Annotated in this window: 17 protein-coding genes and 1 pseudogene; 15 read left to right on the top strand and 3 right to left on the bottom strand. The window is 34.2% G+C overall.

Annotated elements, in window-relative coordinates; all coding sequences use genetic code 11:
• Nucleotides 1–3: 3 nt before the first annotated feature.
• Both LSO06_RS00720 and LSO06_RS00715 read left to right on the top strand, forming a co-directional pair.
• Nucleotides 4–903 carry an ABC transporter permease gene (locus LSO06_RS00720; protein WP_231760183.1) on the top strand — a complete coding sequence of 300 codons (900 nt, stop codon included), beginning with the start codon at nt 4–6 and terminating at the stop codon, nt 901–903.
• 47 nt (nt 904–950) lie between these two features.
• Nucleotides 951–1,832 (top strand): glycine betaine ABC transporter substrate-binding protein, encoded by an 882-nt coding sequence (locus LSO06_RS00715; protein WP_370639779.1) that lies wholly within the window; start codon nt 951–953, stop codon nt 1,830–1,832.
• Here the strand turns inward: LSO06_RS00715 and yidD are convergent.
• The gene (gene yidD, locus LSO06_RS00710; RefSeq protein ID WP_231760182.1) at nt 1,821–2,114 is read right to left on the bottom strand and encodes a membrane protein insertion efficiency factor YidD; all 294 of its coding nucleotides are present in this window, start codon (nt 2,112–2,114) and stop codon (nt 1,821–1,823) included. The genes LSO06_RS00715 and yidD overlap by 12 nt on opposite strands.
• 184 nt (nt 2,115–2,298) lie before the next feature.
• Between yidD and LSO06_RS00705 the strand changes: the two genes are divergently transcribed.
• The 5 genes from LSO06_RS00705 to LSO06_RS00685 all read left to right on the top strand — a co-directional run bounded on the left by LSO06_RS00705 (nt 2,299) and on the right by LSO06_RS00685 (nt 10,097).
• Nucleotides 2,299–3,480 carry a TolC family protein gene (locus LSO06_RS00705; RefSeq protein ID WP_476375331.1) on the top strand — a complete coding sequence of 394 codons (1,182 nt, stop codon included), beginning with the start codon at nt 2,299–2,301 and terminating at the stop codon, nt 3,478–3,480.
• A gap of 12 nt (nt 3,481–3,492) precedes the next feature.
• Nucleotides 3,493–4,455, top strand: a complete 963-nt coding sequence (locus tag LSO06_RS00700) for an efflux RND transporter periplasmic adaptor subunit (protein ID WP_231760181.1) — start codon at nt 3,493–3,495, stop codon at nt 4,453–4,455.
• Between the two features lie 18 nt (nt 4,456–4,473).
• Nucleotides 4,474–7,689, top strand: a complete 3,216-nt coding sequence (locus LSO06_RS00695; RefSeq protein WP_231760180.1) for an efflux RND transporter permease subunit — start codon at nt 4,474–4,476, stop codon at nt 7,687–7,689.
• A gap of 12 nt (nt 7,690–7,701) precedes the next feature.
• Nucleotides 7,702–7,995, top strand: a complete 294-nt coding sequence (locus tag LSO06_RS00690; RefSeq protein WP_231760179.1) for a PG0541 family transporter-associated protein — start codon at nt 7,702–7,704, stop codon at nt 7,993–7,995.
• Nucleotides 7,996–8,204: 209 nt separating this feature from the next.
• On the top strand, nt 8,205–10,097 hold the full coding sequence (locus tag LSO06_RS00685) for an AMP-binding protein (RefSeq protein WP_231760178.1): 1,893 nt from the start codon (nt 8,205–8,207) through the stop codon (nt 10,095–10,097).
• Nucleotides 10,098–10,099: 2 nt separating this feature from the next.
• Here LSO06_RS00685 and LSO06_RS00680 read toward each other — a convergent pair whose 3' ends face one another.
• Nucleotides 10,100–11,977 (bottom strand): penicillin-binding protein, encoded by a 1,878-nt coding sequence (locus LSO06_RS00680; protein ID WP_231760177.1) that lies wholly within the window; start codon nt 11,975–11,977, stop codon nt 10,100–10,102.
• A 131-nt stretch (nt 11,978–12,108) separates the two neighbouring features.
• On the opposite strand from LSO06_RS00680, the gene hisS reads away from it, so the two are divergent.
• On the top strand, nt 12,109–13,479 hold the full coding sequence (gene hisS, locus LSO06_RS00675; RefSeq protein WP_231760176.1) for a histidine--tRNA ligase: 1,371 nt from the start codon (nt 12,109–12,111) through the stop codon (nt 13,477–13,479).
• 44 nt (nt 13,480–13,523) lie between these two features.
• Here hisS and LSO06_RS00670 read toward each other — a convergent pair whose 3' ends face one another.
• Nucleotides 13,524–14,654 carry a tetratricopeptide repeat protein gene (locus tag LSO06_RS00670; RefSeq protein WP_231760848.1) on the bottom strand — a complete coding sequence of 377 codons (1,131 nt, stop codon included), beginning with the start codon at nt 14,652–14,654 and terminating at the stop codon, nt 13,524–13,526.
• Between the two features lie 183 nt (nt 14,655–14,837).
• On the opposite strand from LSO06_RS00670, the gene LSO06_RS00665 reads away from it, so the two are divergent.
• From LSO06_RS00665 to LSO06_RS00635, 7 genes and pseudogenes are all read left to right on the top strand, one after another.
• Nucleotides 14,838–15,782: a tetratricopeptide repeat protein gene (locus LSO06_RS00665; protein WP_231760175.1), complete on the top strand. Its 945-nt coding sequence runs from the start codon at nt 14,838–14,840 to the stop codon at nt 15,780–15,782.
• Between the two features lie 30 nt (nt 15,783–15,812).
• The gene (gene greA, locus LSO06_RS00660) at nt 15,813–18,515 is read left to right on the top strand and encodes a transcription elongation factor GreA (protein ID WP_231760174.1); all 2,703 of its coding nucleotides are present in this window, start codon (nt 15,813–15,815) and stop codon (nt 18,513–18,515) included.
• 49 nt (nt 18,516–18,564) lie between these two features.
• Nucleotides 18,565–19,641, top strand: a complete 1,077-nt coding sequence (gene recA, locus LSO06_RS00655; RefSeq protein WP_231760173.1) for a recombinase RecA — start codon at nt 18,565–18,567, stop codon at nt 19,639–19,641.
• Nucleotides 19,625–20,367, top strand: a pseudogene (locus LSO06_RS00650) (pseudouridine synthase). The gene recA and the pseudogene LSO06_RS00650 overlap by 17 nt, the downstream one beginning before the upstream one ends.
• Nucleotides 20,364–21,023, top strand: a complete 660-nt coding sequence (gene cmk / locus LSO06_RS00645) for a (d)CMP kinase (protein ID WP_231760172.1) — start codon at nt 20,364–20,366, stop codon at nt 21,021–21,023. Before LSO06_RS00650 ends, cmk begins: the two are co-directional and overlap by 4 nt.
• Before the next feature lie 10 nt (nt 21,024–21,033).
• Nucleotides 21,034–22,695, top strand: a complete 1,662-nt coding sequence (locus LSO06_RS00640; protein ID WP_231760171.1) for a 30S ribosomal protein S1 — start codon at nt 21,034–21,036, stop codon at nt 22,693–22,695.
• Entirely contained in the window at nt 22,688–23,290 is a 603-nt protein-coding gene (locus LSO06_RS00635) for a tetratricopeptide repeat protein (RefSeq protein ID WP_231760170.1), read from the top strand. Before LSO06_RS00640 ends, LSO06_RS00635 begins: the two co-directional genes overlap by 8 nt.
• Nucleotides 23,291–23,302 lie beyond the last annotated feature (12 nt).

The raw sequence follows: 23,302 nt of genomic DNA, 5'->3' as shown, positions 1-23,302 counted from the left end.
CTTATGGACAGAGATTTTGTAGTGTCTACTATAGATGAATTTTTTAACTTTTTGGTTGACAATTTTGCGAATTCTAGTGGTATAGGGTTTTCAAGGGTTGTTCTTTTATTTTACGAAAATTTAAAGAAATTATTTATTTTCATTAATCCTATTTTTTTTATTGTTATTATTTGTGTTTTCAGTGTTTTCTTTTTAAAGAAAAGATTGGCTTTATTGATTATGTTGGGGTTTTGTTTCATTTTGTACTTCAATCTTTGGGAAGTTTCAATGGATACTATATCGATTATTTTTGTATCTGTGTTATTTTCGGTAATTTTGGGGATTCCAGTAGGTATTTTAGGCGGCTATTATTCCAAATTTTATGTATTCTTAAAGCCCATATTGGATTTAATGCAAGCAATGCCTCCGTTTATTTATTTAATACCGGCCATACCCTTTTTTGGGATGGGAACCTCTTCGGCTATTTTTGCTACAATAATTTTTGCAATGCCTCCAGTTATTAGGTATACAAGACTAGGGATTGTTCAGGTGCCGGGAGAGGTAGTTGAGGCTGCAAAATCTTTTGGGAGTAGTAATTTCCGTATTCTTTTTCAAATACAGCTGCCATTGGCTCTTCAGAGCATAATAGAGGGAATTAATCAGTCAATAATGATGGCTATATCTATGATAGTTATTGCAGCGATGGTTGGATCATCAGGCCTTGGGAGGACTGTTATATATTCTGTTGAAAGGTTAAATTTTGGAGAAGGTTTAATATCGGGGTTAGCTGTCGTTGTGATAGCTATTATTCTGGATAGAATTATGCAAACTATTTTTATTAAATTTAGCTATTTAAATACTGATAATTACGGAGTTAAGAAAGAAAATAAATTTAAGAGATTTTTAGAAATGTATAATAAGTAGTACTACAACAAGCAATATTTGTTTGTGAGAGTGGTTGGAGGTTTGTGATGATGAAGCCAGCTAGCATTATTTTACCGGTTCTTATTTTTTCTCTGTTTTCTTGCGATAAGGGTGATGTATCTGAAGATACAAAAACAGTCAAAATTGCATATGTTAATTGGATAGGGGAAACAGCCGCTACTAATGTTGTTAAAGTAGTTTTAGAGAGAATGGGTTACAAAGTTGAAATATTTCCCGTTACAACATCTGTGATGTATCAATATTTGGCGATGGGTCAGGTAGACGGAATGGTTTCTGCTTGGCTCCCAACAGCCGATAAATTTTATTATGAAAAGCTTAAAGATAAGTTTATTGATCTTGGCGCTAACTATGAAGGAACGTTGCAGGGGTTTGTGGTGCCAAGTTACGTTACAATTTCTAGTATTGCTGAGCTTAAGGGAAGGGGAGCTGGGTTTAAAAACAAGATAGTAGGAATAGATGCTGGGGCGGGTACTCAACTTTCTGTAGAGGAAACTCTTAGGCTTTACGAATTAGAGAAGGAATATGAACTTATTCCTTCAAGCGAGACCGTTATGCTTGCAAGTTTGGAAGCTGCTATTAAGAAGAATGAATGGATTGTAGTTCCTTTGTGGAAACCCCATTGGGCATTTGCCAGGTATGATGTTAAATTCTTAGAGGATCCCTTAGCGTCAATGGGTGGATCTGAAAGCGTTCATACTCTTGTTAGGTTTGGACTTAAAGAGTATGATCCTGACGTATTTTATTTATTTGACAACTTTTATTGGGATGATAGTTTGTTGTTGCCTTTAATAGATAAGAACTATAAGGAACCTGGACGTGAATATAGGAATGCGATTGAATTTGTCGATAATAACAGGGAACTTGTTAAGAATTGGGTGCCGGAGGGGTATAAAAATTTATTTGATTAGTCTTTTTTTAAACTCCCTTAACGAGTTTAGTATCGGCTTTTCGGTTGACAGTGATTCGTATCCTCCTTTAAACAATGAATTACACCTCAGTAGTCTTAGCGTGATTAAAATTAGCGCTGTTACAATGTTGTGTTTTCTTAAGCATTCTAAGGCATAATTTGAGCAGCTATTCTCGTATATGCAATGAAACCCAACAATTTTGGAAAAAGTTTTTTGGTATGCTAGGACTAGTAATATGAATGTCAGGTTGGGTATTAGAAGTAATTTTTTTAGGATGTTCATGTTTGAAATTATACTATGTTATGATTTATCCATGACACTAAGAACCCGAGTAGTGTAATTAATATAGTTTGAATGTGCCTTTGTGTCTTAGGGGGAGAATATTAAAAAATTGATATTGGTTTTTGTTTTAGTGTTTTCGTCTTATGCAGAAACCATTCAAATAGCTCCTGAAGAAGCTGTTCGTATGGCTTTGGAGAGTAGTCTAGATGCTAGGAGCGCCGAGTATAGAGAGAAGATCAAAAAATTATATAAAGATAATTCTTGGAATGTTTTCATACCGAATTTGGGTGTTAATGCGGGGCTTTCAAGGTCAGGTTCTTCTATTCCTAATGCAGAGGAAAAAGATCATTGGGGAGTGGGGCTTGGAGCTTCTGCTGATCTTGCGTTAATTCCGTCCGTTTTCAAAAGACTTCAATTGACTATTCTTGACTATGAAAGGGCTAGAATAGATAGAGAGAAGGCTGTTAAGGGTATTAGATTGGGTGTGCTTAAGATGTATAATGAGTTGATAGCTTTAAAAATTGCTTTGGAAGTTTTAGAAAGTCAGCTTAAGAATAGCAAGCTCAAATTTGAGCAAGCTAGGATTGCATATAATAACGGGCTTTTATCTGAATTAGACTATCTTGATGCTAAGCTTAAGTATGACAAGTCTCAACCTGCTTTAGATGAGCAAATTATTAATTTTGAAAAATTAAAAGAAGCATTCAAGATGCTAATAGGGTTGGATGTTTTGCAGGATTTTGAGACTGTAGGAGAATTGTCAGACGAGGTGCTGGATTTTTCTTTACTTAGTGAAGTCATAGATGTGAATGAGTTGCCAGACGTCAGGGCATTAAATAATTCTTCTAGTAGCATTCAAAAATCTCTTGATTCTATTTGGTTAGATACTTTTCTGCCGAGTTTTTCTTTAGGGGTCTCTTATTCTGCTACTATTCCTTTTAATGGCAGTTTGGGTGGTTTTTCAAAGAATGGATTTACTGCCTCATTGGGGCTGAAATATAATTTAACGGGAATGATGCCATTTTCAGGAAATTTTACAAATATATGGGATAAGGATTATCAATTAGAAATTTTGAAAAATCAAGTTTCAAATGAAATTCGTAAATTTAAGTCTAGTGTTGTGCATAAACGTAAAGATGTTAGAAGATATAAATCTATCCTAGATGCCTCAAAGATGAATTTGGAATTATCTAGGAAAAATTATCAGATGGCGTTTGATGCGTTTAATTCAGGTGGAATAGATCTTTTAAAATTAAATGACATTGAAGTTTCTTATAAAAAGAGCGATTTACAGTTTGTAAGAGATAAACTAAATTATGCGAATGCAATCCTTGAATACAAAGATTTGATAAATGCATTGGATTGATAGGAATATTTTATGAATTTAATTTTGAATATTATGTTTAGCGTTAGGTATTGTTTATTTTGCTTAAGTGTGTTGTTTCTTTGCTCATGTAACAGGAGCTCTGGGAAAGAAGTTCAAGAAGGGGCGATGGGAAAGGGCGTTGATGATCCTTATAAATTCCCAGTTATTGCCATGAGAGCTAGGAAAGGGACTTTAAGTGATTATATTGCTTTAAATGGAGATATAGATACCAAGGTTAAGGCAGATGTATTTCCAGATACTGCAGGTAAAATAACAACTCTTAATGTGAGGCTTGGAACTTATGTGCAGAAAGGACAAGTGATTGCAATGCTTGATCCATCAAAACCAGGAGCTCTTTATTTAAAGAGTCCAGTAAAAGCACCAATTTCTGGGTATGTTTTAACTGTTAATCGCAAAATTGGTGAGACAGTTGGGCCTCAAACAAGTATTGCTTTAATAGGTAGAATAGATACAACTCAGATTAGGGCTTATGTATCTGAGAGGTATATCCTAGATGTTAAGCCTGGTAATAATGCAGTTGTTGAGATTGAATCTTATCCTGGTGAAAAGTTTGTAGCAAGAATTTCGGAAGTGTCGCCTGTGCTTGATGTTAAGAGTCGTGCAGCTGAAGTATATCTTGATCCTGTGGGGAAGAATACAAAAAAAATGATTGTTGGGATGTTTGCAAAGGTAAAAATTGTCACTAGTCACTTAAAAAATGTAATAAAAATTCCAAGTAGTGCTGTTGTGGAGCGAGAAGGTAGGCGATTTGTATTCAGGATAAGTGAAGATGCTAAAACAGTTCAGATGTTGTTCCCTCTAATGGGATTTGAAGTAGATAATATCGTGTCTGTTAGGGATGGGATTAATGAAGATGATTTAATTGTGATTGAAGGTATGTCGGCTCTTTCCGATGGGGCCTATGTAAATATAGCAGAGATTAGAGAAGGGCTTGCGAGTGAAGACAATGTGTAATTTTTATTGGAGAAAGGTATGCTGGTAAAGAAGGTTGTTGACAAGCCAATAACCATGTTAATATTGTTTTCATTAATAACTATGGTCAGTGTTTACACCTTTACAAGGCTAAAGGTAGATTTGTTACCGGCAATTGAAAATAGTGTAATCACTATTTATACATCCTATCCTGGGGCTTCTCCGAAAGAAGTTGAGGAGAGAGTGTCTAGCGTTCTTGAGAGTGGTCTTGCTTCTGTAAAGAATGTGGAGAAAATAGACAGTTCATCCTCTAAGGGAGCAAGCAATATTTTTATTAAATTTCATCATGGATCTAATTTGGATTTAGCTTTAAATGAGATAAGAGATGTATTGGAATCCTTCAAAGATCTTTTACCTAAAGAGGCTAGCTCACCTAAGATTATGAGATTTCGTTCGGGTGATATACCAGTATTGACTTTTGTTATCTATTCAGATAGGTCCGTCTCAGAGCTTAGAAAATATGCTGTTAGTATTGTCAAGTCTAGATTAGAAAGTCTTAATGGGGTTGGCCTCGTTGAGGTTTTAGGCGGGAGTGATAGGAATATTTTAATTGAAATTTCTCAAAACAAACTGGAGGCATATGGGTTGACCTTGTCAGAGATAGCAGCGTCAATTTCTTCTCAAAACTTTGAATTGTCGGTTGGCAATATGATAGATAACGGGTTGGAGTACCTTACACAAGTAACTGCAAAATTTGCTTCAATTAACGATTTGGAGAATGTGGTTGTTTCTTATAGGAACCCTAGTAACCATTCTACAGACAATATATCTCCTGTTCAGGTTAAGCTTAAAGATATTGCAACAATTAAGAGTGCTTTTAAGGAGCTAGCAGATTACAGTTACTATAATGGTAAACCCTCTATTGTGTTAAGTGTGCAGAAACATAGCGATGCAAGTCCTATTGCAGTTTCAAATGTAGTTAATGCAGAAATTGATAAAATCAAGCCTTCGCTTCCAAGAGATATATCCTTAGATCTTGTATCAGATACATCTGAATTTATTAAAGAGTCTATTTCTTCTGTCACAGATTCAGCTTATTATGGAGCAATGCTTGCAATATTTATTATTTTTTTCTTCTTAAGAAGTTTTAGGGCGACAATTATTATTGGAATTTCAATACCATTGGCTGTAATTATTACCTTTTGTCTAATGTATTTTGCAAATGTTTCACTTAACTTGTTAAGTCTTTCGGGGCTTGCTTTGGGCGTTGGTATGCTTGTTGATTGTTCTATCTCTGTAATAGATAATATATACAAGTATAGACAAAAGGGGACAAAGCTTATTCCATCTGCGATTCTTGGGGCTCAAGAAATGATGCTTCCGATTGTATCCTCGACTTTAACATCAATTTGTGTGTTTGCCCCCGTTCTTGTTTTTAGATCTGAGTTAGGATTTATTGCCGATCTAGTTAGGGATTTTGCCTTTACTATCGTTATATCTTTAGCAACTTCTTTATTTGTTGCAATTTTTTTAGTTCCTGTTCTTGCGACTCACTATGTAGGACTCTACACTACTTTTCAAAAACCCATCAAAAATAGATTTATTAAAAGAGTTGATGATTTTTTTTATGGAATTTATTATGTTGGAGAAGTTTTTTACGTTAAATTACTAAAGTATGTTTTGGCTCACAAAGTAATTTTTTCATTAATTATTATTTTTAGTTTTTTTTTAAGTTTATGTTCTTTTTTGGTTTTAAATGTATCTTCTGGGCCTAGCGTTACGTCACCTTCCATTAATTTTTCCTTTCAGTTTCCGGATAAGATAAATTTGGAAAGTGCAAAATTTTATGCGGGTAAATTTTTAGAAGTTATAAAAGACGAAATTAAAGTTTACAAAAGTATTGTTACTCAAGTGTATTCAAGTGAAGTGATGTTTCAAGTTAGATTGTTTTCAGAGGCGGAGAGAGGTGAGAAAATTGTTGCGGAACCGGAAATTCTTCAATATAGAGTTTACGAGCGAATTGCAGAGCTTTATCCTTATTTGAGCACTAAAGCTTCTTCGGGAGGGGGTGGATTTTTTGGGGGCTCTCCTATTGACATTAGGATTATTGCTTCTGATTTTGAGGCCGCAAGGGATTATGGGAATTTGTTGGTCAGTGCTTTAAAGAGAGAATTCCCTAACCTTGTAAATATTAGACTTAATGTAAAGGAAGAAGAAAACCAAATTAGTGTGGATATAGATAGAGACAGGGTTTATTCTTATGGAATTAATATGAGTGCTCTTTCCAGAGAGATTAAGGCTAATATTGATGGTATTTCTGCAGGTAAATACACGGAGAGCGGCTTAAATTATGATATTTTACTCAGGCTTGATAGGCGTGACATTACTAATTTGAAAGATTTGGATAAGATATTTATTAAAAATACATTAGGAGTTAAAATTCCTCTCTCTTCAGTAGCTAAGTTTAGAAAAACAAAGGGAGTTGGAGTTATTTCTAGAGAAGATCAATCTCCAGTAGTTCGTCTTAAAGCAGGTATTCCTCCAGGTGAGAATTTAGCTTTAATCACATCAAGGGTAACAGATTTTGTGACTAATAAATTTCCCCAAAGAGACGGTGTATTGGTTGATTTTAAAGGGGAATATGACGCATTTACTAAAAATATGGAACAATTCAAGGCCGTAATTTTTATGGCTATCTTGCTTGTATTTGGCATAATGGCATCTCAATTTGAATCTCTTTTAAAGCCATTTATTATTTTTTTTACAATTCCATTAACTGTAGTGGGTGTTGTGCTTATTCACCTTATAACAAGAGAAACTATTTCTGTTTTCACAGGTATTGGTATGCTTATGCTTGTTGGAGTTGTTGTTAATACAGGTATTGTTTTAATAGATTATATTAATTTATTAGTTAAGAGGGGCTTTAAGCTTGAAGAAGCAGTACTTGAAGGTGGTAGGTCTAGGTTTAGGCCTGTTTTAATGTCTGCTTTAACATCAATCATAGGTCTTATTCCTCTTGCATTCTCAGATACTAGTGGCGGTGTTCTTGTAAAGCCTATTGCTATTACTTTTATAGGCGGAATGACAGCCAGTACGTTTCTTACTTTACTTTTTATTCCTATGGTTTTTGAGATTTTTTCCAAAATCTCTGTAAAAAATTTCATCTTTTCAAAGTTATTAAAATTATCCAATAAGAGTTCTTTGAGGAATAATGTTGGTTATGTTAAGCATGATGATAAGGTTAATAACCTCTTTATTGAAGAGGATGATGATTAGTGGGGGTTTTATATGTGTAGAGTAGAAATAATTTCTAACTTATCTTTAGAGCACGATCTTCACGAACGTATTCATGGGATAGAAAAAGAGTTGGGTGAGTCTATATACTATTCTAAGATATATAATGTCCATGGCAAAGGAAGAAAGGGTGAAAAACAGGCTAACGGAGTTTGGCCTGAAGAAAATTTTATTCTTATAGTCTATACTGGCAATTTAATTGTTATAGAAAGGTTAAAAAATGTTGTGGAGAGTTTGGATAAAGAATATCCTACAGAGGGGATTAGATTCTTTGTTATGGGTGTTTGATATCTTGGTACGTTTTATGATGTATGGAGTCAGAAGAGCGATATCTTCTAATTTTGTTAATTTAGTGTTTTTATCATTCATTGTTGGTAATAGTTGTTTTATGTGATATCATTCCAGGGTGCGGGATGTTGTTGAAGAATGGAGTTACAATTTATTGATTTAAAATGGTATAATTAGAGCATAACACCCTAGGTGTTGAGTGAGATTGTATGTCAATAGTAAGGTCATTTTTTGAAGTTGCCGATAGGCGTGGTGATGGGGTTGCTCAGATATATAGGAGCGGCAAGAGCTATTTGAGGGCTACTTACAAGGATTTAAAAGATGATGTTTTAAGGTTTGCTTCTTTTTTGAAGGGAGTGGGCTTGGGATATCAGGATAAGGTGTTTATTTGTTCCGAGAATAGAAGTGAGTGGACCGTTGTAGATTTTGCGATTTTGTCTTTGGGTGCTGTGGATGTGCCTAAAGGGGCTGATGTTACGCTTCTTGAGGCGGAGGTGATTGTTAATTCTGTTCTGTCTAGAGTAGTGATAGTTGAGAGTCTAAATTTACTTAGTTTGGTTTCCCAGATTAAGTTTCAGGTAAAGCCTATTATTGTTGTTATTGATGACTTATCGGATGAAGACAGGGAAAGGTTTGGTGACTTTAAGGTTTACTCTTACAGGGAGTGTATTTCGATTGGGGATAGGGGGAGGAGAGATGATGAGATTATTAAGGCTTTAGGTGGCATTAATAATCATGACATGGCCACTATAATATACACTTCTGGTACTACGGGAAGCCCTAAGGGAGTGGTGCTTTCGCATTCTAATCTTCTTTATCAGGTGTCTAGCTTTAGTCGGATGGCTAATACTAGCGAAGGTCAGATATTTATGTGTATTTTGCCGATTTGGCATTCGTTTCAAAGATCATTTTCTTACAATATTTTTCTTAAAGGTATGGTTTGTTTATTTTCAAGTATCGTGCCAAGGAATATGCTTGATGATATTAGGAATATTAATCCTCATTATATTGCTGCTGTGCCTAGGCTTTGGATTGCTATAAGACAGAATATTTACAAAGAGGTGGCAAAGAAGTCTTTCTTAGCTAGATTATTGTTTGGGTTTTTCGTTAGTGTGGCCTGTTTGAATGATATTTGTTATCGGATGGTTAGGGGGCTATATCCTGATAATGGATTCGATTTATTAATGCCTATAAAGAAGGTATTAGGGGTGTTGGGTTTAGTTGTGTTGTTTCCTCTTAGGATGTTGGGTGATTCAGTTATCTTTAAGAAGATAAGGAAGGTTTTGGGTAGTAGTTTTGTTGTAGGTATTACCGGAGGTGGTAGTATGGCTTTGTCTGTTGTAAGATTTTTTAATTCAATCGGGATTGAGCTTGCTAATGCTTATGGGTTAACGGAGGCGGCCCCTGGTGTTGCTTCTAATGAGCAGGGAAGAACTATACTTGGAACCTGTGGTAAGATCCTACCTGGGACTATTGCTGAGATTAGGGATGAGGATGGCAATAAACTTAGGAAGCCGGGGAAGGGTATTTTATTTGTTAAGGGACCTCAGATCATGCTTGGGTATTATCAGGACGAGGAGACCACAAGGCAGGTTATTGGTCCTGATGGATTTTTAAATACGGGAGATATTGTTAGGTTATCAAAGGATAATGTTGTTCAAGTTATTGGGAGAGAGAAGGATACGATTGTTTTAAATAATGGAGAGAATATCGAGCCTGCGCCAATTGAAGTTAAACTTGAAGAGTCTTTGTTGATAGAAAAGGCTGTTGTGGTGGGGCAGGATCAAAAATTTCTGGGGGCATTGATTCTTCCTAACTTTGAAGAGATAAATAAATATTTAGAGAATATGGGGCAGAAAATACTTGACCGTGATAACAGGAGTCAGATTATTGCTAATAATGTCGTCCTCAAGGCTATTAATGACGAGATAAGAAAACTTATCAGCAAAGCCAATGGGTTTAAGTCTTTTGAGCAGATATTAAAATTTACTCTTTTAGAGAAGCCTTTTGAGGTGGGTAAAGAGATGTCGATTAAGATGGATATTAAGCGTAACTATATTTTAAATTTTTATAGGAATGAGATAAAGAATTTGTTTTCTTAAGTTTACCTGAGCTTTATTTCCAGAGTATCTATGTCTTCTAGTTTCGTGCTAGGGGGGTGTGATTGTTTGTATACGAATCCGTTTCCTTTTGTATTAATTTTTATGTTTGTGTAGTCTTTTAGTATTTCCATTAAATCTCTTTTAGAGATTCCTGTAAGGTCTGGCATGTATTCTGTTTTTTTATATTTTATTGTAGCCTTTGGCAAGCTAATTTTTGAGGGTAGTTTAATTTTGTTATGTTTGTCTTTATTATTGCGATGTTCAATTAATTCTATTATTTCTTTTGCCATCGGTGCAGCAATTCTTGTTCCATATATTATTTTTTTAGGGTATCTATACACAATGTATATGATGTATTGGGGCTCTTCTGTGGGATATATGACTAATATTGACGATGTATAATCTTCTTCTGAATATTTTCCCGTAGTTTTGTCAATAACTTGTGAGGTGCCACTTTTTGCTGAGATATTTAGATTTTTTATCTTAAGTTTTGGTATTCCCCCTTTATTTACAACTTCTCTCATCATTTTTAAAACCTCTTTTGCTGTACGGCTGGATATTACTTTTCTGACTTCTTCTTTTTGAAATTCTTGAATCGTATTTTCCGTTTCATTACTAATTTTTTTTATGATTTTGGGTTTTATCATGATTCCATTGTTGCTTAGTACGCTGGCGGCTTGCAGTATTTGAATTGCTGAAACCCCTATTTCTTGTCCGAATCCTATTGTGGGTTTGCTTCTTCCTGACCATTTAGAGTGATGCTTTAGCAGTCCTTTTGTCTCTCCAGGAAAGGGAAATCCAACTTTCTCTCCAAAACCGAAATCAAGGAGTTTTGTGTAGAAATATTCATTATTTACTTTGTCTGTAATGTGAGCTATCCCCACATTCGATGAATGGATTAAAATTCCACTAGAATCAATGTAATCATAAGGAGGATTTAAGGTTTTTATTGTAATTAATTCTCCGGATTTAAATTTTTTTTGATATATTCCGTTATCTAAGAATTTTTCATTTAAATTTAGGCGGCCACTGTCCAATATAATTGCAACTGTAAAAATTTTGTTAATACTGCCAGGTTCATAAGTCAAAGAAGTGGCAAAATTATTCCATATATCTTTAGGATATTTTGAATAATAGTTAGCATCATATTGTGGAAATTGAAGCATAGATATAATATCTCCATTCTTTGCGTCCATTATTATAGCAAGCATACTTTCAGGATTATTTTCTTTAAAGTATTTTTTAGTTATTTGATTTACATTCCTTTGTAAGTCCATGTCTATTGTTAAGTATATGTTGTTTGTACTCAGGTTTTCGTTTATGGATTGTTGTTTGGTGGGGTCTTTATTTAGTGTGCTATTCAGAGATAATTCAATTCCGTTAAGCCCAATATTATCAGTGCCGACAAATCCTGTAATATTGCTCGATAATCCTCTGAAAGGATAAATTCTTGTATGGTCCGGATAAAGAGTGATTTCTTTTAATCTACCCTCTGATTGAATTCTTTTAACCAAATCAGATTCTTCTCTTGGAACTTTTCTTTTTATGTACATGAATCCTTTTTTTTCGGATAATTCTTTCTTAAGTATTTCGGGTTCAATCTTAAGAATTGCTCCAAGGGTTTCTGATGTATTTACAATGTCTTTTATTTTACTTATGTCTGTACCAACTGAATATGATTGTGAAGAGAATGCCATTACTTTGCCGTTTCTATCATAAATGCTTCCTCTTTTTGAAGTAGAGTCTATATTTTTAGGGAAATAAATTGTGTTTTTTAAAGACATTAGAACAAAGTACTTGTATATTGATAATATTGTAATTATTAAGAAGGCTATAAGAACTATATTTAATCTTAACTTGCTAGTAGAATTTTTTCGCATTAAGTGCTGTTAGTGCTCCTCATGTATAATAAACATTAAATTGTTAAGAATTTAAATATTAAATTTTTCTCGTATTTATAATATCATATTACGATGAGATTAAATTTGAAATTAATAGAGGTTTAAATATAGTGAACGTTAGAACTTTGAAAGGTTTTAGGGATTATTTACCCAAGGAAGCCTTGATCCGTACCCATGTGATAAAGCAAATATATAGTGTTCTTATGTCATATAATTTTGATTTAATAGACACTCCTGTACTTGAATATTCCGAATTTCTTTTCAGGAAAGGCGGAGATGAAGTAGAAAAACAAGCTTATAGGTTTAAGGATAATGGTGATAGAGATGTTGCTATGCGTTTCGACCTGACGGTTCCTTTCGCAAGATTTATTGCTACCAATAGAGCTAAGCTTAGGTTTCCTTTTAAAAGGTTTCAGATAGGAAAGGTATTCAGAGGTGAAAATACGCAAAAGGGAAGATACAGAGAATTTATGCAGTTTGATTTTGACATGATAGGTGAGGATACTTTTCAAAGTGATGCTGAAATTTTATCCATTGCTTACTGTGGACTTGAGGAGGTTTTTTTAAATTTTATAGAAGGTATTGATAGAAGGTTTATTATACATTTCTCTCACGTTGGAATATTAAATTCTTATGTAAACATGTTGGGGCTAGAGGGCAAGAGTATTTTTATTTTAAGAAATGTAGATAAATTAGATAAAATTGGAATTGAAAACGTTAGGAAAAATTTGCTTACGGAGTTAAGCGAAGAGCATGTTGATTTAATTTTGAAATTTATAAATTTGCAAGGAACTTTTTGGGAAAAATTGGAGGCTTTGAAAAACATTCTGGGCGATAATGATGCTATTAAGAGGCTTGAAGGTATTTTTGTGCATTTAAGTTCATTAGGAATTCAAGATGCTTTTAATTTAAATCTTAAGATAGTTCGTGGGCTTGATTATTATACTGGGGTTGTATTTGAAGCAGAGATATCAGGAATTGATATGGGTAGCATTTGTAGCGGTGGCAGATATGATAATTTGGTATCATCATTTTCTAGCTCTTTACAAAAGGTTTCAGGCGTTGGGGGCTCTTTTGGGGTTGATAGAATCAAAGATGTGATTGAGAATGAAAAGTTTAGTTATATCAAATTGTTTGTTACTAAAGCCAGTTCTAGAGTATTGATTGTTAATATAGATAGTGGGCTGGAAGCTTATTATTACAAACTTGCAGATAGGTTTAGGAGGCATGATTATTCTAAGTCGAATAATATTGCTTGCGAGGTGTATCCAAAGAACAAAGAGGGCAAAAATATTAAGGAACAAATTGAATATGCTCTTCATAAGGATATAAGATTTTTAGTTTTTGTTGGTCAAGAGGAATATAGAGAGGATAAGGTGAGAGTGAGAGATTTAACTAAAAAGGAAGAGTTGTTATTATCTTTCAGCGAGGCTATAAAGGCTATTAAGGGGAATGATAAATTTTTATGCACACCTTTTTAATTTAAATGAGGCCAAACTTACTTAAGTGTATGCATGAAAGGAAATTAGCTTTTTGATTTCTCTATTGTTCGAATTGTAATTGCATTTAAAGCAAGTCTGTTTTTGTTGTAGTCTATCTGACCGAGTATTTCAACTGAATCTCTAGAGTCGATGTCGATGTCAAAAGTTGTTTTTGTTGTGATTATGCCTTCAAGGGTGTTTTTATTGTACCCTACATAAAAATCAAAATAAATTATGTTATCTCTCTTCTCGATATTATTTGCAATTCCTTCCCATTTTACATATGCATTTGAGTAAATTAATGGAGTTTCTTTAATTTTTTTTAAATCCAAATAGTCATCAAATGTAATAAAATCTGGCCGTGAGATGAAACTGGCAAGATTCTTAGCTTTAAGCTTAATTGATTCTGATGCGTTTGAGTTTAGTATTTTGTTTATTTCAATTCTTGCAAAGTTATCTTTATTTTCCTTTAGGTGAGTTTTTATTTTTTGAAATGAATTTTTAATTTCGGTTTCGGTAAGTATGAATATAAATTGTCCTTCATCGTTTTCGATCTTTTCTTTGTTATTTATTTTAATGTCATCAATGTATGCTGTTATGTTATTGATACCTTTTTTATTTTTTGATTTTGAACTAACTTTCAGAGTAAATAACTCTCTAGAATTTATAAGTAGTAATATTGCTAGTACTAGGGCAATAAGTCCCATTACTGCTGATGATATTTTGATCAACCCAGATAGGGCTTCCTCTCTTTTTGCTTTGATTTCTGGAAACAGTTTATCATACGTGTTTTTTTTGTTTAAAAATAGCGTTCCCTGAATTGGATTTCTTCGGATAGTTTCTAAAGAAAGTTCTGCGCGTTTTGTGTCTTGATTTTCTTCTAGCATTTTAAGCCATATCCGTACGGCTTTGTCTTCCTTGCCTTGAGCTACTAATAATATTGCAATCGACTGCTTAACATTCGGGTCTGTTGGGTTTAAGGTGTAGGCCTTCTTTAGATATGTTTGAGAGTTTGTTAAATTGCCCATTCTAAGATAAGTCATCCCCAAAATATAATGATAGAAGTAGTAATTTTTGTATAAAAAGATCTCCTTTTCTAAAAGCTTGACAACCTCGGAATATTTTTGAGAGTTGTAATAGTAAATGGATTTACTGATAATCTTATTAGGCTTCATATAAGTGGAAGATACCCTCATGATTTTATTTTTAACATCGCCACACATAGATTTTATCTTAAAAAAATAATAAATAAAATATTGTTTTTTGTTTAAAAAAGTCAGGTTTGACTAAAGAATGATTAATGATATAATTTATACAAGTTCTTTTGGGATTTATTTAAATTGTAAAGTGGTGGGAATGTGTCATCGGAAAAAATCACGGAATTAACTAAGGAGATTTACTTAAGCTTCAGAAAAGGTGATTTTAAGGCAGCTTTGATAAAATCGGAAGAAGCACATTCTCTTGATTTTGATAATGTTGAAATTTTGACTGCGCTTAAGAGTTCTGTGTATTGGAATGGTCAGGTTGAAAGCCTTGATAGAATAGGCAAGGAGTATGAAAGGGCTGAGTTTTTAATAAGGGAATGGAATAATTTTGCAAGAAGATATTTAAAGAAGATGGATTTTGATTTTATTCAAGGACGTAATTCAATCAAACACTTTGTGTTTCAGTTGTGCTTGGAAATATACAAAAATATATACAAGTTGCAACCAGAAAACCTAGATGTTTTAACAAAGATTGCTAAATCTTACAAGGGGATGGGCAATTATGAGAAGGCTATAACTGTTTTCTTGCAGATACTGGGAGATGCTAAGGAAAATTCAGATGTGTTAGCGGAGCTTGCGGATTCTTATGCCCTTATTGATGAGATTAAGGAAGCTAAGGTATTGTTTAGAGAAGCTTTTTTTATTAATCCTCAAAAGATAGATATAGATGCTCTTGAATCTGAGATGATACTTAAATTAATAGAAACCATTAAGTGTGAGAGGAATGTATCAGATACTCTTATTAAGGAGTGGATACCCGTTTATGGGACGTTGAATGGTGTTTTTAACATAAAAAGAGAATTAAGGCCTATTGAACTTGGACATTTGAAACAGTCTGTTTATAGTTTGCGTAATGAGCTTAGGGCAAAATCTTATAGGTCAATAAACGAGAGCATATTGCTTCCAAGGCTTATTAATAAGTATTTTTGGCTTATTGATCACTATGTGAGGATAAAAGAGGATCGGGTTCGGATTGATGAAATTTTGTCTTATATCAAAGAGATAGATATAGGGATATATCAGCAATACGTAAATTAGGTTTAATAAAATTGATATTAGGAGAGTTTAATGTCTAATATTACTATGGAAAAATTAGATGATGTTTTACAAGAGGACAAGTGGACAAGGATAGTTGTTAATAATTATTCTCTTGCTAAGATAAAGGAATTGGATGAGTTAATAGAGGATATAATTTCTGAAAATTTGACAGAGGAAGCTTTAGATATTTGTGGTAAGCATTTAAAGGATATCAAGAAGAGTATTGCTGGTCTTTATGTTTCGGGTATGCTTATATATAGCAGAAGGCCTCTTAATGATATGAGTTTGCTTACAGTTGTGGATTTGTTTTCTCAAAATCTTAAGTGGACTCTTGTTGAACATATATGTAATAAAATGCTTTTAATTTCTGAGAATAAACACGCTCTTTATACTCTTGCAAAGATATATGCTCAAAATAACGAGAATGACAAACTCCCGGATATCTGGGTTCGTATTGTTGAGGCTGATGCTGATGATACTACTTTTGTAAGACAACTTGCTGCTCATTATGAAAATATTGATTTACAAAAGTCTATATATTTTTTTAGGAAAGCTATTTATCGTTTCATTGAAAAAAAGCAGATGTCAGGTGTTAGAGAAATATGGACTAAGCTGACTCGATATGTATCTGACGATTTTGATTCTTTTCTTCTTATACTGGCAAAGGTTGAGAAGGAGCTTGGCTTTAAAAAGGTTGTAGTTCTTTATGAGGACTTGTATGAACATTATTCTGTAAATGGGAATGTGGATGAAACGATAGAGATTTTAAAGGGAATTTTAAAGCTTGACAATAAAAACCAGAAGGCTAGGGAAAATTTAGCTATCTTTTTAAGGGAGAAGTATAAGGGCGTTAAAAATATTGAAGAGTATCTTGAAAAATCCGATATTGAAAACCTGGATAAGAATTTTGTCGATGTTTACTCTGATTTTGAAAAATATTTGTTTTTTGCTAAGGGTAATTTTGTACATCATCAAACTTGGTCTGTTGGAATAGTTAAGGACGTAAATGATCAGGGTATTGTGGTGGATTTTGTATCTAAGAGGGGGCATTTTATTAGTTTTGATATGGCTATATCTGCGCTGGCTCCCCTTGAGAGAGAAGATATAAGGGTTTTAAAGGCTACTAGACCAAGGGAAGAGCTTATAGAAAATATTAAAAAGGATGTTGAATGGGCATTGAGGGTAATCATTAAGAGCTATAAATCAATCGACCTTAAGGGGATTAAAAAGGAGCTTGTTCCTAGTTTAATGACTCAAAATGTTTGGAATGCTTGGAGTATTAAAGCGAAGCAAATTTTAAAGGATAATCCTCATTTTGTGATGGCGTCTGGCAAAATTGATTATTATGTATATAACGAAAGAGCTTCTAATTTCAATGAAAAAGTCTACGACAAGTTTAAAGTGGAGAAAGATTTTTATAAGAGATATGAGATTTTTATGAACTATTGTAACGTTAGTAGTGTTGTAAGGAATTTGCATGTTGAGGAGGAAATGCTTAATTATTTTTTAATTTATGTGAATAATTTTACAAAAGTTGATCATTATGTTATAAGTTCTTATGTAATACTTAAATCTTTAAGAAATTCTGAAAGTACACTTGCTTTGAAGGTTAATATGGAGAAGGACATCAATTTGGAGGTTCTTTTAAGGGAGTACCCTAGAGATATTGTTGATCTTTTTGATTCGATTTTGAATGCAGAAATTAAAAGGGAATTGGTTGCTCTCGTTAAGGAAGAGTTGGGTAATTGGGTTGTTTATTATAAGAAGCTTTTTCCATACTTTGTTAACAAAAAGCTGGTCGATGCCCTTTATAGGGAAGACGTGGGGGAGACGGAGCAACTTTTCGGTTATATCATAAAAAATTATAAGGTATATAAAGACGCATATATTTGGCTTTTAAAACATCATAGTTCTTATTCACTTAATTTGGAATATACCGATTCAGAGTTATTGGTGAATTTAATCAAGATCCTAGCTGACAGCGTTATTAAGATTAACAATAAGAACAATTCTGTTGCTAACAAGAGGACTTATAAAATGGTTATTAATCTTTTGATTAAGGATAGGTATCTTAGCTCAGTTTTGGGTGAAGTTATGGATGAGGAGCTTGCTAAGAGGTTATATATGACTTGTTTTTATATAAAAGATTTTCCACCAAAAGACCTCCTAGCTATTAAGGATGTAATAAGATCTGTGTTTGGCGATGTTGAATTTGAGGATGAGAAAATTCAAGTCTCAGGAGATAAATCTGAAGTAGGGTTTTTAACTATTTTAAGCTCCTTGAATAGAAAGCAGAAAGAGTTGCAATATTTGAAGGATGTGGAAATACCGGAGAATTCGAAAGAGATTGGTAAGGCTCGTGAACTTGGTGATTTGAAGGAAAATGCGGAGTATCACTCTGCAAAGGAAAGGCAGCAATTTTTAACAAAAAAATTGAATTCTCTCATGTTAGAGATAGAAGTAGCTAAAGTTATTGATACTAAAGAGCTTCAAAGTTCTGTTGTTGGATTTGGAACGAAAGTTACTATCTTTAATAAGGACACAGGGCAGGAGGAATCTTACCTGATATTTGGACCTTGGGAATCAAAGCCGGATGAGGGTGTTATCTCTTATAAATCTCCTTTTGGAGAAAATTTACTGGATGCTAAGGAAGGCGATGATCTTGATTTTGTGATAAATGATGCGCGGTTTAGATACTGTGTTAAAAAAATAGAGGCTGCCAAAATAAATTAGAAGAGAGAAAGTGTCGAATTTAAGGGCCATAAAGACTAGAGAGGAGAGTATGAGTGACAAATTAAATAAAGAAAAGGCTATTGAGCTCGCTAGGATTCAGATAGAAAAAGATTTTGGAAAAGGAAGCCTTATCAAGATGGGAGCGTCTCCTGTGGGTAGGGGAATAGAGAGCATATCAAGTGGTTCTATTTTGTTGGATGAGGCAATGGGTGTTGGGGGTTACCCTAAGGGAAGAATAGTAGAAATATTTGGACCAGAGTCTTCTGGGAAGACCACTTTGACTCTTCAGGCAATTGCTGAAGTACAAAAGACAGGGGGGATAGCGGCTTTTATTGATGCTGAGCATGCTCTTGATCCTGCCTATGCAAGGGCTTTGGGTGTAAATACTGATGAGCTTTGGCTTAGCCAGCCTGATACGGGAGAACAGGCGCTTGAAATTGCTGAATATTTGATTAGAAGTGGGGGTGTTGATTTAATTGTTGTTGATTCTGTTGCGGCTTTAACTCCGCAGGCCGAGATAGATGGGGAAATGGGGGATGCTCACATTGGGCTTCAGGCAAGATTGATGAGCAAGGCTTTAAGAAAGATTACGGGGATATTATCTAAGGCCAACTCTTGTATTATGTTTATTAACCAAATAAGAATGAGAATAGGTGTTATGTTTGGAAATCCGGAAACTACTACGGGGGGGAATGCTTTAAAGTTTTATTCTTCGCTTCGGCTTGAGGTTAGGAAGATTGAGCAGGTCACGGGAAGTTCTTCTGATGATGTTGTTGGCAATAAGATAAGGGTTAAGGTTGTTAAGAATAAAGTGGCTCCTCCCTTTCGTAAGGTGGAGCTTGTCATTTACTTTGGGAAAGGTATTTCTCGGGAGGCTAGCATCTTGGATGCTTCGGTTAAATATGCCTTGATACAGAAAACGGGTTCTTGGTATTCTATGGGAAATGATAAATTAGGACAGGGCAGGGAAAGTGTTATTAACTATCTTGTTAAGGAAAAAGAACTTACTAGCGAACTTGAGAGTAAGCTTAGGAAGATAATTTTTGAAGATTTTTTTGAACCTGGGAATTTGAAAGAGAAAGCTAATTTGGCTTTAAGTGAGGAAAGTGTTGAAAGAAGAAACTAGAGGACTTAGGGTTCATGTTTTTTTAGCAGGAAAGGGTGTAGGCTCAAGGAGACGTTGCGAAGATCTCATTAAAAAAAAAATGTTAGAATAAATGGTAGCCTTGCGAGGCTTGGAGATAAAGTTAGCTTGGGAGATAGCGTAGAATATAGGGGGCGTTTATTTGTTTTTAAGGGCTTTGGAATTAGAAACAAGCTCTATGTTGCTCTACATAAGCCCAGGAATTATTTGTGTTCTAATTTTGATCCAGATGGTAGGAGATTGGCGATATCTTTAGTTCAGCCTTTGTTTAAAGAGAGGTTGTTTTCAATGGGTAGACTTGATTTTAAGAGTTCTGGTCTTTTGCTTTTCACTAATGATGGGCAGTTTGCAAATGATATTGTTCATCCAAGGGGTGCTGTAGAAAAGGAATATTTGGTTGAGTCGAAGAGGGTTATTGATGAGGGTTTGCTTGTTGATTTTAAACGTGGAATAAGAATAGAAGGGGAAATATTTAGATTAAAATCTTACGTCGTGCTTAGCAGGAATTCTGCTAGATTGGTTTTAACAGAAGGTAGGAACAGGGAGATTCGCAAAGTGTTTTTAAGTAGAAATATCTTTTTAAAAACTCTTCACAGAGTTAGAGTAGGGAGTGTTAGATTAGATGATTTAAAAGAAGGACAAATCAGAATTATTCCTTTGGCTACAGTTAATAGATTAAAGTCTGAACTCTTAGGAAATATTAAGTGATCATAGCGATTGATGGTCCTTCAGCTTCGGGCAAAAGTTCAATTGCGAAAGAATTGGGAGCGAGGTTAGGCTTTAAGTTTATTAGTTCTGGTTATCTCTATAGAATAATAACTCTAATTGCTCAACAATTTACTTTAAACGAGTATGATTTACTTTGCGAGGGTAAAATTTTGGAACTTATTTCCCAAAATGATATCAAGTTTGACGGCTCTGAGTTTTTGCTTAATTGTAAGAGTGTGACCGATCTTATTTTTAATGAAAAGATAGATCTTCAAGTTTCACTTTATTCTTCCTATGTGGGTGTTAGGAATATTGTGAATAAAAAGTTGAGAGAAATAGTTAAATTAGAAGGTGGCAATTATATAATAGAGGGTAGGGATATTACTACTGTGGTTTTTTCAGAGGCGGATTTTAAGGTGTATTTGGATGCTTCTGTTGAGGTTCGTGCTTTAAGGCGGCATGTACAAAGAAATGAAAATATGGATTTAAGTGAGTTGGAACATGCACTGGAGAGACGAGATGAGATTGATAAGAATAAAGAGTATGGCAGGCTAGAATTAGCTGAGGATGTTTTTTATATTGACACAAGTTATAAATGTTTGGAAGATGCGTGTGATAGCATCGTGGAAACTTTGAATTTGAAAAAAATGATATAGAGAGGTGAGCATGGAAAATCAAGAAGATTTGCAAGAAAATTATCTGAAGGTTCTTGAAAGGGTAGATCTTGGGAGTAATGTTACTGGCATTGTTGTAAATATCATGAAAGATTATGTACTTGTAGATGTTGGTTATAAATCCGAAGGATTTATTAGAGTTGATGAGTTTGAGAACGTTCCAAATATTGGAGATAGGATTGATGCGGTAGTTACGAGGATAGGGGGTGAGTTGGGCTTGGTTCTTAGCGTAGAGAAGCTTGATTCTTTGAGTTTTCAAGATAAGGTTGATGAGTATATTGCAGATAGGAAAGTGGTTAAGGGCAAGATTATGTTTGAGATGCCTAGTGGGTATAAGGTACAGATTAATGAAAATACTACTGGATTTATGCCTCTTTATTTAAGCTCTAGGTCTAAAGATGAGAAATTAAAAAGAGGATCTATTGTTGAGTTTTATGTTGTTGAAGCGAATAAGACTGATGGTTTGAAGCTTATTCTTGATAGGCGGACTTTGGAAAAGGAACGAGAGATTGAAAAAAGGAAAGAGTTTGTTAGTTCTTACAATGAGGGGGATATCGTTGATGGAGTTGTTGAGAAGATCATAGAGTATGGAGCTATTATAAGGGTTAGGGAGTTTGTTTTAGGAATATTAAATAAAAGGAATATTGCCTACACTCGTGTTGAAAATATTGAGGATTTTATTAATATTGGTGATAGGTTGAAGTTAAAAATCATTAAGCTGAACTTGAAGACAGCAAAGATGGAGTTATCGCTTAAAGCTTTAAGGACAAATCCTTGGGATTCTATTGAATCTAGGTATGGAGTTGAAAGCATTGTTAAAGGAAAGGTTGTTAAGATATTACCCTTTGGTGCTGTTGTTGAACTTGATAATGAGATATCAGGATTTCTTCATGTAAGTAATTTTTCTTGGGTAAGAGTGATAAAGAGCCCACAAGAGGTAGTTAAGATTGGGCAAATTGTGGAGGTTAAGATTTTAGAGATAGATAAGGAAAGGCAAAGAATATCTTTAGGAATTAAGCAGGTTAATGGGAATCCTTGGGATAATCTGTCTGAGAGATTTTCTGTTGGGAAAGTTATACAGGGGGTTGTTAAAAATATAACGAAGACGGGTGCTTTTGTTAATATCGAAGAGGGTATAGATGCTTACATTAGTAAATTTGATATTTCTTGGGTAGACGACGTTAATCCAGAGGATTATTTTGAGGTGGGAAGCTCTGTTAGTGGAAAAGTTATTGAATTTGATGCAAAGAGACAAAATATTAAACTGGGAATTAAGCAGTTGGAAGAGAATCCTTGGGATGATTTTGCCAGGAGCTATAAGAAGGGGGATTCTCTTGAGGTGGAAGTTGTTGAGAAGAAGTCTAAGGGGCTTCAAGTAAGAGTTTATAATAAGATCATGGGGTTTATTAGTAAAATACAACTTGGAGATACTAAAGAATCTAGCATGAGTACTTTTGATAATTTGAATATTGGGGATAAGCTTAAAGTTATATTGACAAATATTGACTCCAGGAATAAATTGGTCTTGCTTTCTTATAAAGAGTATGAGAGTCAAAAATCAAGGGAGGAGATTTCTTCTTATTTGTTTAAGGAAGATGACGATGAGTCTTATAAACCGTTTGCAAATTTACTGAAGAGGAATGCTGATGTTTAGGGGTAAGATTTTTGTAGGTATTCTTGCTGCTGTTGTTCTTGCGGGTATTGTGGTTGTTTTTTATAGCTCTATGGATGTGGACTATGTTAAGACGGGAGGAGAGATAGTAGAGAAACTTGAGGGCGATTTAAATCTTTACTTAAGGGAAAGAAGCGATGAGGAAAGAAATAAGATAGAACTTAGGATAAAAGAATCTATAGGTAAGATGGAGGATGTTTCACACGAGTTTTTTCCCAGATTTTATCTTGCAAGGTCTACTTATTTACAGAGCAAGGGGTTATACAAGGAAGCTCTTGATGATTTGGATGTTGTTCTTAAGTCAAAATGGATTGAGAAGGAAATCGCTTACCTTAATAAGGCTGTGATTTATGAAAAAATGGGACAGATGGAAGATGCTTTGTTAGCGTATGATAACATTATCAAGAAGACAAAGTTTGAGTTTATAAAGGTTAAGGCTTTGCTTGGTAAGGCGTTAGTCGTTGAGGGGAAGGATAAAAATATGGCTATAAAGATATATGAGCAGATTTCTAACTTCTCTTATGAAAATAATTTGTATGTGAATATAGCTAGGAATAAGCTTTTGCAGCTTAAGTGACTCAATTTTATT

The organism is Borrelia sp. RT5S, assembly GCF_021165755.1.
Classification (GTDB): Bacteria; Spirochaetota; Spirochaetia; order Borreliales; family Borreliaceae; genus Borrelia.
Note: the sequence above shows the minus strand (reverse complement) of the source record. Positions and strands in the feature narration are given on the sequence as shown.